Consider the following 14,788-nt stretch of genomic DNA (forward strand, 5'->3'; position numbering starts at 1 on the left):
ATCAGCCCCCCACGGACGACGACGATGAACAACACGAGAGCGTTCCGCATCCTGATTCCGGCCGCGCTGACGCTGGCGAGCGCCGGCCTCGCGCAGGCGGACACGGACGAAGTGCCGCGCATGAGCAACGACGTTTACCGGATGTCGGTGTCGTTCTGCTCGAACGTCGCGGCCGCCGAGAAGGTCGCGTGCCAGGGCGACATGATCGCCGCGGGCAGCCGGATCGTCGCGGCGCTGGGCGGCCTGCCGCCGGCGTCCGCCACGGCGATCGACGAAGGCGCGCGCAACAAGCTGCCGCCGGCGGAGCGTAACGGGCTCGCGCCCGTCGAGCCGGCCGCGATCGACAAGGACGACGTTCTGGCCGGCCTCGCCGGCATGGTGCGCCTCTGCGACGTGTACGAGCCCGAACCGGCGTCGCGTGCGCGGCACCACGCGGCGCTGCAGCAGAAGGCGCCCGATGTCGCTCCCCGTGTCGAGGCGTTGCTGGCCGATGCGTCGACGGCGGCGCGCCGGCGCGTCAGCATCGGCGTGTGGCAGATTCTCGCGCTCGAGGGCCCCGAAGCGTCGGCGCGCGCGTGCACGCAGCTCGGCACCTGAGCGATCGCGCATTCTTTCGTCCACCTTCACATTCGTGCCATGTTGCGTCAGCAACAATCGCGGGCAGACATTCGACAACCTTGCGGCGCATCCCGCGACCGCAAGCCCTTTCCGAGGAAACACGCCATGCTCAAGACGCTCGCCCGCGCCGCTGCCGCACTCGCCGTCGCTTCCGTTTCACTGCACGCCGCCGCGCAGACCAGCTACGACTACCTGTTGCTCGCCGCATCGTGGGAGCCGGGCTTCTGCGCGTCGCACGACACGCCGGAATGCACGAACCTCGCCGGCTCGTATGCGGCGACGAGCCTGTCGCTGCACGGGCTGTGGCCGAACCGCTACGACGGCAATCAGCCGTTCTATTGCGGCGTGCCGCAGAGCGACATCGACCTCGACAACGCTCACCAGTGGTGCAGCATGGACGCATACCCGATCAGCAGCGCGACCCGCAACACGCTGTCGACGTACATGCCGGGCGTCGCATCGTGTCTCGACAAGCACGAGTGGTTCAAGCATGGCACGTGTTCGAATTCGGCGACGCCCGATGCTTACTGGAATCAGGCGTCGGGCATGATCAGCCGGTTGGGCAACACGTCGTTCAACGCGTTCCTGCAAGCGAACGCGGGCAAGACGGTCACGCGTAACCAGTTGCTGTCGGCGTTCGAAGGCGCGTTCGGCAGCAACACGCGCAGCGCGGTGTCGCTGAAGTGCACGAAGACGAACGGCGTGAGCTACTTCACCGAAGCGTGGATCGCGGTGAAGACGAATGCGACCGCGCAGTTTCCGAGCGCGGCGTCGCTCGTGACGGACGGCAATACGCAGGGCACGTGCCCGACGTCGGGTGTGTTCATCGCGAAGTGACGGGGCGCGGCTGACGTGCGCGATATCGCGCACGTCGCGAGCGGTCAGGGTTGCGGCATGACGGGTGGCATGGGCATTCCAGCATGTTGGGCGTGCCGTTGACGGAGCGCATGCGGGTTTGTCGGTCGGCTGCGCTCAACGCGTCGCGGACGGCACGCCGAACCACCGCATGGCCGCATGCGCGACTGCGTCCACGTCCGCATCGTCATTGCAGGCCCATGCGACGAAGCCGTCGGGGCGCACCAGCACCGCGCGCAATCCGAGCCGGTCCTTCGCGTCGCTCGCGAGATACGCGATCCGGTCGTGCCAACGGCTTGCGAGTGCCCGAAGCGACGGGTTCGCATCGAAGTCCAGCAGCATGCCCTTGCCGTGCCTGACGTGTTCGCCGAGCCGCGTGCCGTCGGCCAGTTCGAAGTCGGGAACGCCGTGGCCCACGAGTGGATGGCCGCCGCCGAGATCGTACGCGAGCGACACGCCCCACAGGCGCTCGGCGAAGTACGTCGCGCCGTCGCGCGTGTCGACGAGATCGCGAATGATCGCGGCGAGCGCGCGCGAACTCGGAGACGGTCGCATCAGCGCGACCTGCGCACGCGACCAGTCGAGCACGCGTGCGCCCACCGGATGCCGTTCGTTCGTATAGCTGTCGAGCAGCCCGTCCGGCGCGTCGCCGCGGATCGTCGCGGCCAGCTTCCAGCCGAGATTCATCGCATCGCCGAGCCCGAGATTGAGCCCCTGGCCGCCGAGCGGCGAATGGATGTGCGCGGCATCGCCCGCGAGCAGCACGCGGCCGTTGCGGTACGTCGATGCCTGGTACGCGCGATCGGTCCACGTGGCGGCGAGCCGAAGCGCGGTCAACGTGACGCCGGTGCCGGACACGCGGCGCAGCACGGCCTGCGCATGCTCGAGCGTCACCGGCCCGCCCCGGTGGAATGCGCCGCCGTCGAATTCGACCAGCGCGACGGTTCCGGGCGGCGTGTAGGTGTACATCCCGGCCGCCGTGTGGTGACGGCCCGGCAGCAGCGCGCCCGGATCGGCGAACTCGGCTTCGATCGAGTAGCCGGTGAACTCGGCGTCGGTGCCGGCGAACGCGAAGCCGCCGGCTTTGCGGACCGCGCTGCGCCCGCCGTCGCAGCCGACGAGCCAGCGTGCGTGGAATGTCTCGCCGCCGGCGTGCAGCGTGACGCCATCGTCCGACTGATCGAAGCCTTCGACGGCGACACCGCGCCGGATCTCGACGCCCGTTGCGCGCGCGCGGGCGCTCAGCACGGATTCGACCCGCGCCATGTCCGTCGCCATGTGCGTGCCGGCCGGGCCGGGCAGGTGATATGGCCACTGCGACGTATCGACGTCGTCGTGGAAGAACTGGATGCCGGCGAAATGGCCGGCCGGCCGACGCGATTGCTGCATCCAGTGCGCGGTGTCCTTTGCACGGGACGGTAGCGCGATGCCGTCGAGCAAGCCGCGACGATAGAACGCGTCGATGGTCGGCGCGGACAGGCCGCGCATGCCGAACGGGAGATGCTTCAGCGGGGATTCCGGATCGTCCGCCTGTTCGACCACCAGCACGGAGGCGCCGGCGAGGCGTAATTCGCACGCGAGGAACAGGCCGACAGGGCCGGCTCCGGCGATCGCGACATCATGGGTCACGGGCTCGTTCATCGGTGGCTCGGTTTCGGGCCAAGGCGGCCCCGGTGTGATCGAGAGGGCGGTACGCACCGGCATTGCGCCCGCTTCGGGAAAGTAATGGAATGTCGTTCCATCGGCGAGATATTGGAACGATGTTCCAGATGTGTCAAGCTAGCACCCATGAAAACCAGCAACCGGACCGAGCGGCGTGCGGACGCGCTGTCGAAAGAGCGGATCGTCGAGGCCGCGATCGGGATACTCGACCATTCAGGCGAGGGCGCGCTGACGTTTCGCACGCTCGCCGCGCACCTGGCGACCGGAAGCGGCGCGATCTACTGGCATGTCGCCGACAAGCAGGACCTGCTCGCGGCGGCCGCGGATCAAGTGATCGAGGCTGCGCTGACGGACGTGCCGACGGAGCGCGACAGCGATGCGGCGGAAGCGATCCGGCGCATCGCGCTGCGCCTGTTCGACGCGTTCAGCGCGCATCCGTGGGTGGGTGCGCAGTTGTTCCGGGAGCCGTGGCAGCACGCGGTGCCGAGGATCCTGGAGCGCATCGGCGGGCAGCTTCAGGCGCTGGGTGTGCCCGAGTCCGCGCAATTCAATGCGGCGTCGGCGCTGATGCATTACATCTTCGGGCTGGCCGGCCAATACGCGGCCGGTGCGCGGCTGCATCCGCGCGAGGCGGGGCAGCAGGCGATCGTCGCGGCCGTGGCCGAGCGGTGGGCGCAGCTCGAACCGGCGCAGTATCCGTTCGTGCGGAAGGTGGCCGAACAACTGGCCGCGCACGACGAGCGCGCGCAGTTCCTGGCCGGCATCGATCTCATTCTGGCGGGAATCGGCGTGGCGGCTCGGTAAGCCCGCCATCGGATGCATGGTTTCGAACAGCGGTGCGACGAGTCCGTCGTCACGCCAGCAGCCGCAACGCATCCGCGAGCGACAACACCGTCGTGCGCGATTCGAACGCGGTGGCGAACAGATGCTCGTGGACGATCGGGTCCGGGTCGTAGCAGCAATCCTTGACCGTGTAGAGGCCGAAATCGGCGTCGCTCGCGTGGGCGATCGACGACAGCATCACGCCGGTCGACGCGATGCCGACCATGATCAGCGAATCGACGCCCTGCGCGACGAGCCGCGCCTGCAGATCGGTGCCGAAGAATACGCTCGCGCGGTGGGCGACGATCAGCGGTTCGTCGGGCTGCCTGGCCAGTTCGGGACACGGGGCGTCGTCGATGAAGAGGCCGAGCTGCTTGATGCCCTGGCCATTCTTGTTGCGCGGGCTGACTTCCGGATAGCCGGGGCTGAAGCGCAGATTCGCGAACCAGACGCCGATGCCGGCGGCTCGTGCCGCGTCGCAGAGACGGCGCGTGTTGGCGAGCAGCTCGGGCGCGACCGACGGGAAAAGCCCGAGGATATCGGTCTGGTAATGCATGACGAGCAGCGCGGTTTTTGATGGCACGATGGGCGGGATCGGCGAGGAGGAACGGCTGCCGGCGTGCGCGCGGGCGGAGGTTGCAATTTCTGATGCGTTGTCCGGATTCATGCGTGGCGTTCTCCAGTAATCGCTTCGGAATGTCGGAAAATCGGCGGTGCCGACGATGCAGCCCGGCATCGCCCCTTCAAAAAATCGACCGCCCCGTATAAGTCGTCAACCACTCCAGCGCCAGCGTGCCGGCCAACGAATTCCCGTTCGCATCCAGCCCCGGCGCCCACACGCACACCGCCATCTCCCCGGGCAGCACCGCGACGATCCCGCCGCCGACGCCGCTCTTCGCCGGCAGCCCGACCCGGTACACGAAATCGCCGGCCGCATCATAGGTACCGCACGTCAGCATCAGCGCCGACAGCCGCTTCGCGGAACTCGAATCGACGATCCGCTCGCCGGTCGCCGGCGCGACGCCGCCGTTCGCCAGAAACAGCGCGGCGCTGGCGAGCTCGACGCAGTTCATCGTGATCGCGCACTGCCGGCAATACGCGTCGATCACCGTGTCGGGCGGCATCTGCATGTTGCCGAAGCTTGCCATGAAGTGCGCCATCGCGCGGTTGCGCTCCGCGTGCTGCAACTCCGACAGCGCGACGCGCGAGTCGTAGTCGATGTCGTTCGCGCCGATCAGCCGCCGCACGAATTCGACGAGCGCCGTCTCGGCCTTCACGAAGCGGCGGCACAGCACGTCGGTGACGACCAGTGCGCCCGCGTTGATGAACGGATTGCGCGGCTTGCCGCGCTCGCTTTCGAGCTGGACCAGCGAATTGAACGCGGTGCCGGACGGCTCGCGGCCGACCCGTTCCCACAGCGCGTCGCCCAGCAACTGGAATGCGAGCGTGCACGCGAACAGCTTCGAGATGCTCTGGATCGAGAAGCGCTCGTGCGCATCGCCGACGGTGTAAACGTTTCCGTCGAGCGTCACGACGGCCATCCCGAACTTGTCGGCGGGCACTTTCGCGAGTTCGGGAATGTAGTCGGCCACCCGTCCCTGGCCAATCCAGGGGGCGAGTTCGGTGTGGATGCGTTCGAGGATCGTCGGGTAATTCATCGCGTCAGGCAGGGTAGAGGCAGGCCGGATTCCGGCGAGCCCGTATGGAACCGTCCCGGCGCCGATTCGTCAAGCGCGGCCGAAATCGCGCCCTTATTTTCAAGACCGGCAAACAGGCGAGCGGCGGGCGCAGTATCATGCGGTACGTTTCGGCCGATGGCCGGCGTCCGGCACCGGCCGGCGCCGCCGCGGCTTCTCCGATGATCCGACCGCTGCCCATGTCTTTTCGCATTCTGCTCGTCGAAGACGACACCCGCCTGTCCACGCTGATCGCCGGCTACCTGCGCAAGAACGACTATGAAGTCGACACCGTGCTGCATGGTGACGCCGCGGTGCCGGCGATTCTGTCCATTCGTCCCGATCTCGTCATCCTCGACGTGAACCTTCCGGGCAAGGACGGCTTCGAGATCTGCCGCGAAGCGCGCAAGCAGTACGACGGCGTGATCATCATGGTGACGGCGCGCGACGAGCCGTTCGACGAGCTGCTCGGCCTCGAATTCGGCGCGGACGACTACGTGCACAAGCCGGTCGAGCCGCGCATCCTGCTCGCGCGGATCAAAGCGCAACTGCGCCGCGCGCCCGTGCGCGCGGCCGAGAGCGCCGCGCCGCAGCCGGAGCGCTACGCGTTCGGCAAGTTCTCGATCGACCGCACCGACCGCACCGTCGTGCTGCCCGACGGCAGCACGCCCGACCTGACGTCGGCCGAATTCGACCTGCTGTGGGCGCTCGTGTGTCATGCGGGCGAAGTCGTCAGCCGTGACGATCTGATGCTGCAGCTGCGCGGCGTCGAATTCGACGGTCTCGATCGCACGATCGACGGGCGTATCTCGAAGCTGCGCCGCAAGCTGCGCGACGACGCAAGCAACCCGCAGCGGATCAAGACGATCCGCAGCAAGGGTTATCAATTCAGCAAGCACGCGTGGGAATGACGCCGCCGTCGCGCGACGCCGTCACGTTCCGCGCGGGCATTCCGCCCGCGGGCCGGGAGCCGCGATGATCCGACGAACCCGTTCGCACCCCGATGCGCCGCCGCTTCCGCCGCTGCGCTACGTCAAATGGCGCTGGCTGCATTTCCGACGCGCGTGGACCGACACGCGCGCCGATCGCATTCCGAGCTGGTCGCGCCTGTATGTGCGCACCTACGTGCATCTGCTCGGCCTCGTCTTGCTGACCGCACTGGTGCCCGCGCTCGCGCTGTCCGTCGAATTGTCGCCGCAGGTCGTGTGGCATGCGTTCGACTCGCTGCCGGGCGACATCTGGATCGTGCTGGCGTTCGTGTTCACGGCGCCCGCGCTCGCCGCGTACCGGTGGATGCGGCCGGTGTGGTCGGATCTGGTGATGGTGCGCGAGCGCGCGATCGATTTCACCGGCGGCCGCTTCAACACGCGCGCGCGCGAATCGCACAGCGTGATCATCGGCCCGCTCGCGCGCACGCTGAATGCGCTCGCGATGCGCATGGAGCGGCTGATCGCCGCGCAGCGCGATCTGACGAACGGGATCTCGCATGAACTGCGCACGCCGCTCGCGCGCGTGCGCTTCGCGCTCGAAATGCTGCGCGAACCGGGTTCGGCGGCCGAATACCAGGGCGCGCTCGAGAGCATCGCGCAGGACGTGACCGAGCTCGAGGAACTGATCGACATGAGCCTCACGTATGCCCGGCTCGAATACAGCTCGCTGCAGTCGAACCTCGAGATGACCGCACCGGTCGCGTGGTTCGAGCACCAGGTGAACGACGCGCAACTGCTGTATCCGGACCGCACGATCGAGTCGCGCATCGCGATCGGGCCGGATCTGCGCGTGAAGATGGATCGGCGGCTGATGTCGTATGCGATGCGCAACTTGTTGCGCAACGCGAGCAAGTACGCGAAATCGCGGATCGTCGTCGGGATCTCGCTCTTGCACGGCAACATCGGGATCTTCGTCGAGGACGACGGTCCCGGTGTGCCCGAGAACGAGCGCGAACGGATCTTCGACGCGTTCGTGCGCCTCGACCGTCGCACCGGCGGCTACGGGCTCGGCCTGTCGATCACGCGGCAGGTGCTCCACGCGCACAACGGCCGGATCGCTGTCGTCGATCCGGTCGAGCTCGGCGGCGCGCGGTTCGAGATCAGTTGGCCGGTCTAGCGCCACGCTGCGCGCGGGCCGATCGACGGCAATCGCGAAGACGCAGGCCGCCGGCGGGCGCACGCGCGCCACGGATGCCGCCGAAGCGGCATCCGCGCATGCTCAGTAGGTGCGGCCGAGCTGCAGGTAGAAGTTGCGTCGGCCGCTGGGCGCGAGCGCTACGCCGATGTAGACGGGCCCGAACGCGGTCGACAGGCTCGTGAAGAACGTGTAGCTCTGCTTGAGCGAGCCGCCGCCGATCTGCTGGCCGCTGGACCAGACGTTGCCGACTTCCGCACTGGCGCCCACCGACAGCGCCTTGATCGGCGATGCATTGAACGTCATCAACTGGTTCATGTACGTGATCTGCCCGTACGCCAGCTCGTTGCCGTTCAGCTGATCGGCCGCATAGGCGGACAGATGCTGGAAGCCGCCGAGCGTGAAGTTGAACGCGTTGATCAGGTTGGTGCCGCCGATGCTCTTGCCGCCTTCGATCGTCGCGCTGACGCTGTGTCGGCCGAACTGCTGCGCAATCATCGCCTTGCCGTAGATCTCGGTATAGGGCGAGTTGTTGATCCCGTCGTCGAATTCCTGCGCCGAGCCGCCGTTACGCGACACGAGCGAGCGGTCGATCCGCAGTTCGCCGAAATAACCCTTGCGCGGGAACATCGGATCGTCGAGCTGATCGATCACGAGCCGCGCCCGCGCGACCAACGCCTGGGACGTGAAGCTCGGCCACAGCAGCGTCTGGCCGCTGCCGTCGTCGAACGGTACGTTGTAGGTCGGCGAGCCGTGCCCGGTCATGTAACCGACGCCGATCCGGAAATCGCCGAGCCGCGCGATCGGCAGGCCCAGATCGATTCCCGCGCGTGCCGTCTGCATCAGGTACTGCGTGACCTTCACGTCGCCGGAGTCGTTGTACAGGTTCGCATAGCGACGCTGGTATTCGGCGTACGGCGACAGGTACACGCCGTACGCGGTCGACAGCGGCTGGCGCAATTCGACGCGTGCCGACTGCAGGTCGCTGCCGATCGTCGTGTCCGCGCGGAATTCGAGCCCCGATTCGGTGAGCCACGGCCGCCGGTAGCCGACGTGCAGGCGGAAGCCGCCTTCGTCGGTCGAACTGCTCGACATGCCGAGCCCGAACAGCAGGAAGTTCGGCCCCCAGTACTTCTCGCGCGCGTTGATCTCGAGCACGTTGTCGTCGCCGTGGCTCACGATCTGCTGCGTGACGCTCTCGAAGTTGCCGCCGGTCGTGAGTCCGAGCAGATCCTGGCTGACGGTCTTCGGATCGTAGATGTCGCCGGGTTTCACATGCAGCGCATTGCTGACGACGCGCTTCGGCACGCCGCCGCTGGTCTTGATGTCGATGCGCGTGATCCGGATCGGCGGCGGCAGCGGCTGCGCGTGCGCGGACCGGTAGGCCGCGTACTGTTCCGGCGTGAGCGCGAAACGCCGCAGTTTCGGCAGCGCCGCGGTCGCGGCGGCCTCGCCGGCGGCAATCGCCTGCTTCGCGTTCTGGAAATCGGTAAACGCGAGCGGGCCGAGGTTCGGCGTGAGCAGCACGTCGTGCGCGTCGAGCTGCTTGCGCTGCGCGGTCACGTTCTGGCGGATCAGGATGCCGACCATCTGCTGCATCACGTCGGCAGGCGACGCGAGTGCGTCGAGCGGGCGCAGTTGCGAGCCGATGTCGACGGCGATCACGATGTTCGCGCCCATCTGCCGCGCGGTGTCGACGGGCAGGTTGCTGACGAGCCCGCCGTCCACCAGCGCGCGTCCGTTGATCTCGGCCGGCGCGAACAGGCCCGGCATTGCCATGCTCGCGCGAATCGCGAGCGGCAGCGAGCCGTGGTCGAGCACGACCATCTGGCCCGTCTGCAGGTCGGTCGCGACCGCGCGGTACGGGATCGGCAGGTGGTCGAACGGCTGGTTGGTCGGCACGGCGGCCGTCCAGTTCGCGAGCAGCGCCTGCAGCCGGTTGCCCTGTACGAGGCCGACCGGCGCCTTGACGCCTTTCTTGCCGAAGCCGAGCGTCAGCCCGTTGATGTACAGGCGTTCGTCTTCCCGGCTGGTTTGCGGCAGGTCCGCGCGGTCCGTCACGTCGAACGCGATATCCGCCAGATTGACCTCCGACAGCCGCTTCTGCATCTCGTCGGCCGCCATCCCGCTCGCGTACAGGCCGCCGACCACGGCGCCCATGCTGGTGCCCGCGATGCAGTCGATCGGAATCCGGTTGTCCTCCAGCACTTTCAGGACACCGAGGTGTGCGTAGCCGCGCGCGCCGCCACCGGACAGCACGAGGCCGATCGACGGCCGGCCGGCCGGGCCGCCGTCGGCCGTGCAGGTGTGCGCCGACGCGGCCGACGCGGCCGGCGCGGCGGCAGCCGGCGCGTCGGCGGCGGCAACGGGAGCAACGGCTTCGGTGGCCGGCAGCGGTTGTGCGGCGACCGTGCAGCACCAGAAGGCAACGAGCGTCGTGCAGAGCGGGCGCACCGGCGCCCAGCGGAAGAAAACGGTCGCTGTCATGGCGAACATACCTGGCGTGATCGTGCGTCTGAGGCCTGCCGGGAGCAGGCAAGACCGAGAGATTACCGTGTTTTACAGGCCCGACGCGAGAGGTTCGTTGCGTAGCCGGACGTGCCCGAAACGCCACATTCGGCAATTTCGTCGCGAAAAAATCATGGGAATTGCCTAAAGTATCGGAACGATTTGCCGCTAAGCTCGTGATGGGACGGCATGGACGCGTGGCAAAACGTGCGGCGCGGCTGTCCCGGCCCGTTCCCTCACAAAGGTTTGAAATATGTCGACACCGCTGTTCGGAAAGTTGTTTGCGCAACCCGTTGCGATCGACCTGGGAACGGCAAGCACGCGGATCTATACGCACGAACGCGGCGTGGTGCTGAACCAGCCGTCGGTCGTCTGCTTCCGCAAGGGCGGCGCAAGCGACGCGCGGCCGACGCTCGAGGCCGTCGGCGAGCTCGCGAAGGCGTTGCTCGGCCGCGAACCGGGGCATCTCGAATCCGTGCGGCCCATGCAGCACGGCGTGATCGCCGACGCGCACGCGGCCGAGCAGATGATCCGCAGCTTCATCGACATGTCGCGCACCCGCTCGCGCTTCGGCCGCCGCGTCGAGGTCACGTTGTGCGTGCCGTCCGACGCGACGGCCGTCGAGCGCCGCGCGATCCGCGAGGCCGCGTTCGCAGCCGGCGTATCGGAGGTCGAGCTGATCGAGGAATCGCTCGCGGCCGGGCTCGGCGCGGGTTTGCCGGTGACCGAGGCGGTCGGCTCGATGGTCATCGACATCGGCGGCGGGACGACCGAAGTCGCCGTCATCGCGCTCGGCGGCATCGTGTACCGCGAGGCGATTCGCGTCGGTGGCAACCAGTTCGACGCGGCGATCGTCAACCATGTCCGCAACCTGTACGGCGTGCTGCTCGGCGAGCAGACGGCGGAGCACGTGAAGAAGACGATCGGCTCGGCCACCAGCGCGGTGCCGCGCACGTCGACCCGCGCCGTCGGCCGCGGCATCGGCGACGGCCTGCCGCGTTCGGTCGAGCTGTCCAATCACGACGTCGCGGACGCGCTGGCCGCGCCGCTCAAGCAGGTGATCGGCGCGGTCAAGTCGGTGCTGGAAAACGCGCCGGCCGAACTCGTGACCGATATCGCGAATCGCGGCGTGGTGCTCACCGGCGGCGGCGCGCTGCTCGCCGGGCTCGAACGCCTGCTGTACGACGAGACCGGGCTGGTTGCGCGGATCGCCGACGAGCCTGCCACCTGTGCGGTGCGCGGCGCCGGTGAGGCGATGGGGCGGCTCGCGATGTGCCCGGCCGATTGAGCCGGGGCGGTGCCGGCCGGGCGCCGCGGTGCAGGCTTCACATTCTTTCGATCTCGCTGTTGTCGGCCCGGCCGGCATCGTCCACTGCATGGACGGGCGCGGGCACTGCGCGCCGGCGGCGAGACGACCCACAGCAGCTTCTCGACGCTCGGCCTGCGCGCGGCGTCGCCGCCCGGTTCGATCGCGAGCGGCACGTTCACCGCGCGCGGCACGGTCGGCTGGCGGCATGCGTTCGGCAACGTGCGGCCGTCGTCGGCGTTCGCGTTCGCGAAAGGCGCACGTCGTTCCAGGTGTCGGGCGTGCCGATTGCTCGCGACAGCGCGGTGCTCGAAGCCGGCATCGACGCGAACGTCACGAAGCGCGCCTGACGCTCGGCCTCACGTTACAGCGGCCGGTATGACACTGGCGTGCGCGACAACGGGACCCTCGGCAACATCCTGCGGAAATTCCGACCGGCAACCGATGTACCCGCACGCGACACGGTGCGACGACGCGACTTCGCATCGCGTCGCGGCCGTTTCGGCGCTGCGCGCGCCCCCCGTTCTGGCCTATCCTGTGCGAAACACGCGACGCGCGCCGCGCGTTGCGCCTCGACACAGGAGCATCGATGCCGAATCACGCCGAAGCCACGACGACGCAGGCGCCGCAAGTCGCGCCGATTGCCCCGACCACCGCGTCGGGTCCCGCTTTCATCGCGCCCGAAGCCGATCCGCAGGCGATCGCGCGCAACAATCAGTACGTGCTGAAATCCGGTGACGCGTTCGTGGTCAGCGACGCGCTCGGCGACATCGGCGGGCATGACGACGGCCTGTTCGTCGACGACATGCGCGTGCTGTCGACCTGGCGCCTGACGTTCGGCGGCCGTGCGCCGTCGTTGCTGTCGGGCGCGACGAGCGCCGACAACGCGTCGTTCACCGCGCACCTGACGAACCGCCCGCTGCCGCCGCTCGGCGGCCACGAGACACCCGAGGGCGTGATCCACATCGAGCGGATGCGCGTGCTCGCGGGCGACGTGCTGTACGAAGCGCTGACGCTGACGAACTACGGTGCGAGCGAAGCCGAAGTGCCGCTGTCGCTGTCGTTCGCGGCCGATTTCAAGGACATGTTCGAAGTGCGCGGCACGCAGCGGCCGAAGCGCGGCACGGTGGGGGCGCCGCGCGTCGACGCGGGCGCGGTGCGGCTGCGCTATGACGGCCTCGACGGCGTGGAGCGCAACGTGACCGTGCATTTCTCGCCGGCGCCCGACGCGCTGTCGGTCGATCGCGCCGACTACACGCTGACGATCGCCGCGCAGGCGTGCGTGTCGATCTACCTGACCGTCGATGCGACGCTCGGGCCCGCGCAGGGCGAAGGGCCCGGATGCGGCCGCGTCGCGCTGCGTACGGCGCTCGTCGGCGTGCATCGCGAGATGCGGGCGCGGCGCGAGTCGATGGCGCGCGTGAACACCGGCAATCCGCTGTTCGACGCATGGCTCGATCGCTCGCTCGCGGATCTCGGGTTGCTCACGACGCAGCTCGACACGGGGCCGTACCCGTATGCGGGCATCCCGTGGTTCTCGACGCCGTTCGGCCGCGACGCGATCATCACGTCGCTGCAGATGCTGTGGCTGCAGCCGTCGCTCGCGCGCGGCGTGCTGCGGTTTCTCGCCGAGCATCAGGCGCGCGAGACCTCCGCGTTCCGCGACGCGGAGCCCGGCAAGATCATGCACGAGTTCCGCCGCAGCGAGATGGCCGCGACGGGCGAGGTGCCGTTCGCGCTGTACTACGGCGGCGTCGATACGACTCCGCTGTTCATCGTGCTCGCGGGCGCCTATGTCGAGCGCACCGGCGACGATGCGCTGATCGACGAGCTGTGGCCCGCGCTCGAGCGTGCCGCGCAATGGGTGATCGACAAGTGCGACCGCAATCCGTACGGGCTGCTCGATTATCAGCGCACGTCGGAGCGCGGCCTCGCGAACCAGGGCTGGAAGGACAGCCACGATTCGGTGTTCCACGCGGACGGACGTTTCCCGGACGGGCCGATCGCGCTCGTCGAAGTGCAGGCCTATGCATGCGCGGCACTCGACGCGATGTCGGCGTGCTCGCACCGGCGCGGCCATGCGGCCGACGCGACGCGCTACGCGTTGCGCGCGAAGACGCTGCGCGAGCAGGTCGACGCGCTGTTCTGGATGCCGGAAGGCAATTTCTACGGGATCGCACTCGACGGCCATGGCGACCTGTGCCGTGTGTTCGCGTCGAACGCGGGCCATCTGCTTGCCTTCGGGCTGCCCGACGCCGAGCGCGGCGCGGCGGTCGCCGGCGTGCTCGGCTCGGCCCTGTTCCAGACCGGCTGGGGCATCCGCACGCTCGCGGCCGGCCAGCCGCGTTTCAATCCGATGGCCTATCACAACGGCTCGGTGTGGCCGCACGACAACGCGCTCATCGCGCGCGGCCTGGCGCGCTACGGCGACAAGACGGCCGCGGTGAATCTGCTGCGCGCGCTGTTCGAGGCGGCGGTGAGCTTCGAGATGCGCTTGCCGGAGCTGTTCTGCGGATTCCCGCGCCGACGCGGCGAACCGCCGACCGCGTATCCGGTGGCCTGCCTGCCGCAGGCGTGGGCGGCCGGCGCGCCGTTCATGATGCTGCAGGCGTGCCTCGGCGTGAGCATCGACGCGGCGCGCCACGAGGTGCGCGTCGAGCGTCCGGCATTGCCGGAAGGCGTCGACTGGCTGCGGATCGATGCGCTGCGCGTCGGCGACGAAACCGTGTCGCTGACGTTCCGCCGCGTCGACGGCCAGGTCATCGCGGCGGCGGAGCAGCCGGGCCGTGTGAAGGTGGTCGCGGTGCTGTAGCGGCGTGCCGCGCGAACGTTGCGCGATGTCGCGCCACGTTCGCGCGCAGCGGCATAGAATCGTGACATGACCCTTGAACGATGGCGGAGGTAGACGATGACGACCGACAATCGGCCCGACGACGGCGAGCACAAGCTCGAGAATCTGGAAGCGGCGGTCGACCACCTGCACAAGTCGATCGAATCGCAGAGCATCGCGGTCGGCGCGGCGAAGGGCATCCTGTTCAGCCTGATCGAAACGCTCGGCGCACTGATCGGCGATCCCGACCTGCCCGAGCATGCGCGTTCGGGCTACGAAGCGTTGCGCGACAAGGCGAGCGAATTGCGCGGCGGCCTCGAGCGCCATTGACGCACGGGCGGCGCAGATGCTGCCCGATTCGGCAGACGCAGCACAAAACCCCGTGTG

Annotated in this window: 12 protein-coding genes and 1 pseudogene; 9 read left to right on the forward strand and 4 right to left on the reverse strand. The window is 68.4% G+C overall.

Annotated features, from left to right (window positions below; translation table 11 throughout):
- The first annotated feature begins 24 nt into the window (after positions 1 to 24).
- Positions 25 to 597 (forward strand): hypothetical protein, encoded by a 573-nt coding sequence (locus WT24_RS31610; RefSeq protein ID WP_059502470.1) that lies wholly within the window; start codon positions 25 to 27, stop codon positions 595 to 597.
- Positions 598 to 723: 126 nt separating this feature from the next.
- Positions 724 to 1,455 (forward strand): ribonuclease T2, encoded by a 732-nt coding sequence (locus WT24_RS31615; RefSeq protein WP_034204357.1) that lies wholly within the window; start codon positions 724 to 726, stop codon positions 1,453 to 1,455.
- A 135-nt stretch (positions 1,456 to 1,590) separates the two neighbouring features.
- Here the strand turns inward: WT24_RS31615 and WT24_RS31620 are convergent, their stop codons facing one another.
- Positions 1,591 to 3,114, reverse strand: a complete 1,524-nt coding sequence (locus tag WT24_RS31620) for an FAD-dependent monooxygenase (protein ID WP_060037189.1) — start codon at positions 3,112 to 3,114, stop codon at positions 1,591 to 1,593.
- 147 nt (positions 3,115 to 3,261) lie between these two features.
- Here WT24_RS31620 and WT24_RS31625 point away from each other — a divergent pair, with 147 nt between their 5' ends.
- Complete coding sequence (locus tag WT24_RS31625; protein ID WP_060037191.1) at positions 3,262 to 3,939, forward strand: TetR/AcrR family transcriptional regulator; 678 nt, start codon at positions 3,262 to 3,264, stop codon at positions 3,937 to 3,939.
- A gap of 49 nt (positions 3,940 to 3,988) precedes the next feature.
- Here WT24_RS31625 and WT24_RS31630 read toward each other — a convergent pair whose 3' ends face one another.
- Together WT24_RS31630 and WT24_RS31635 are read right to left on the reverse strand one after the other, a co-directional pair.
- Positions 3,989 to 4,624, reverse strand: coding sequence for an isochorismatase family cysteine hydrolase (locus WT24_RS31630; RefSeq protein WP_059502476.1), 636 nt, complete (start codon positions 4,622 to 4,624; stop codon positions 3,989 to 3,991).
- A gap of 76 nt (positions 4,625 to 4,700) precedes the next feature.
- Positions 4,701 to 5,615, reverse strand: a complete 915-nt coding sequence (locus WT24_RS31635; protein ID WP_059793444.1) for a glutaminase — start codon at positions 5,613 to 5,615, stop codon at positions 4,701 to 4,703.
- Between the two features lie 218 nt (positions 5,616 to 5,833).
- On the opposite strand from WT24_RS31635, the gene WT24_RS31640 reads away from it, so the two are divergent.
- Positions 5,834 to 6,544, forward strand: coding sequence for a response regulator (locus tag WT24_RS31640; protein ID WP_034204362.1), 711 nt, complete (start codon positions 5,834 to 5,836; stop codon positions 6,542 to 6,544).
- 64 nt (positions 6,545 to 6,608) lie between these two features.
- Positions 6,609 to 7,739: an ATP-binding protein gene (locus WT24_RS31645; protein WP_059502480.1), complete on the forward strand. Its 1,131-nt coding sequence runs from the start codon at positions 6,609 to 6,611 to the stop codon at positions 7,737 to 7,739.
- 102 nt (positions 7,740 to 7,841) lie between these two features.
- Here the strand turns inward: WT24_RS31645 and WT24_RS31650 are convergent, their stop codons facing one another.
- Positions 7,842 to 10,244, reverse strand: coding sequence for a patatin-like phospholipase family protein (locus WT24_RS31650; protein WP_060037230.1), 2,403 nt, complete (start codon positions 10,242 to 10,244; stop codon positions 7,842 to 7,844).
- A 274-nt stretch (positions 10,245 to 10,518) separates the two neighbouring features.
- Between WT24_RS31650 and WT24_RS31655 the strand changes: the two genes are divergently transcribed.
- The 4 genes and pseudogenes from WT24_RS31655 (at position 10,519) to WT24_RS31670 (ending at position 14,731) form a co-directional block, all read left to right on the forward strand.
- Complete coding sequence (locus tag WT24_RS31655; protein ID WP_059502482.1) at positions 10,519 to 11,553, forward strand: rod shape-determining protein; 1,035 nt, start codon at positions 10,519 to 10,521, stop codon at positions 11,551 to 11,553.
- Between the two features lie 90 nt (positions 11,554 to 11,643).
- Positions 11,644 to 12,002: pseudogene (locus WT24_RS35890) on the forward strand (autotransporter outer membrane beta-barrel domain-containing protein); the annotation flags it as partial.
- Positions 12,003 to 12,160: 158 nt separating this feature from the next.
- Positions 12,161 to 14,383 (forward strand): amylo-alpha-1,6-glucosidase, encoded by a 2,223-nt coding sequence (locus tag WT24_RS31665; RefSeq protein ID WP_059502784.1) that lies wholly within the window; start codon positions 12,161 to 12,163, stop codon positions 14,381 to 14,383.
- A gap of 96 nt (positions 14,384 to 14,479) precedes the next feature.
- Entirely contained in the window at positions 14,480 to 14,731 is a 252-nt protein-coding gene (locus WT24_RS31670; protein WP_009694579.1) for a hypothetical protein, read from the forward strand.
- Positions 14,732 to 14,788: the final 57 nt, after the last annotated feature.

The sequence above is a fragment of the Burkholderia sp. MSMB1078WGS genome (assembly GCF_001528895.1).
Lineage (GTDB): Bacteria > Pseudomonadota > Gammaproteobacteria > Burkholderiales > Burkholderiaceae > Burkholderia.

What these genes read in the sequence shown, in the direction of transcription:
- WT24_RS31610 (WP_059502470.1), top strand. Translation starts at nt 25, where the DNA reads ATGAACAACACGAGAGCGTTCCGCATCCTGATTCCGGCCGCGCTGACG.
- WT24_RS31655 (WP_059502482.1), top strand. Translation starts at nt 10,519, where the DNA reads ATGTCGACACCGCTGTTCGGAAAGTTGTTTGCGCAACCCGTTGCGATC.
- WT24_RS31665 (WP_059502784.1), top strand. Translation starts at nt 12,161, where the DNA reads ATGCCGAATCACGCCGAAGCCACGACGACGCAGGCGCCGCAAGTCGCG.
- WT24_RS31650 (WP_060037230.1), bottom strand. Translation starts at nt 10,244, where the DNA reads ATGACAGCGACCGTTTTCTTCCGCTGGGCGCCGGTGCGCCCGCTCTGC.
- WT24_RS31620 (WP_060037189.1), bottom strand. Translation starts at nt 3,114, where the DNA reads ATGAACGAGCCCGTGACCCATGATGTCGCGATCGCCGGAGCCGGCCCT.
- WT24_RS31625 (WP_060037191.1), top strand. Translation starts at nt 3,262, where the DNA reads ATGAAAACCAGCAACCGGACCGAGCGGCGTGCGGACGCGCTGTCGAAA.
- WT24_RS31635 (WP_059793444.1), bottom strand. Translation starts at nt 5,615, where the DNA reads ATGAATTACCCGACGATCCTCGAACGCATCCACACCGAACTCGCCCCC.
- WT24_RS31645 (WP_059502480.1), top strand. Translation starts at nt 6,609, where the DNA reads ATGATCCGACGAACCCGTTCGCACCCCGATGCGCCGCCGCTTCCGCCG.
- WT24_RS31630 (WP_059502476.1), bottom strand. Translation starts at nt 4,624, where the DNA reads ATGAATCCGGACAACGCATCAGAAATTGCAACCTCCGCCCGCGCGCAC.
- WT24_RS31640 (WP_034204362.1), top strand. Translation starts at nt 5,834, where the DNA reads ATGTCTTTTCGCATTCTGCTCGTCGAAGACGACACCCGCCTGTCCACG.
- WT24_RS31670 (WP_009694579.1), top strand. Translation starts at nt 14,480, where the DNA reads ATGACGACCGACAATCGGCCCGACGACGGCGAGCACAAGCTCGAGAAT.
- WT24_RS31615 (WP_034204357.1), top strand. Translation starts at nt 724, where the DNA reads ATGCTCAAGACGCTCGCCCGCGCCGCTGCCGCACTCGCCGTCGCTTCC.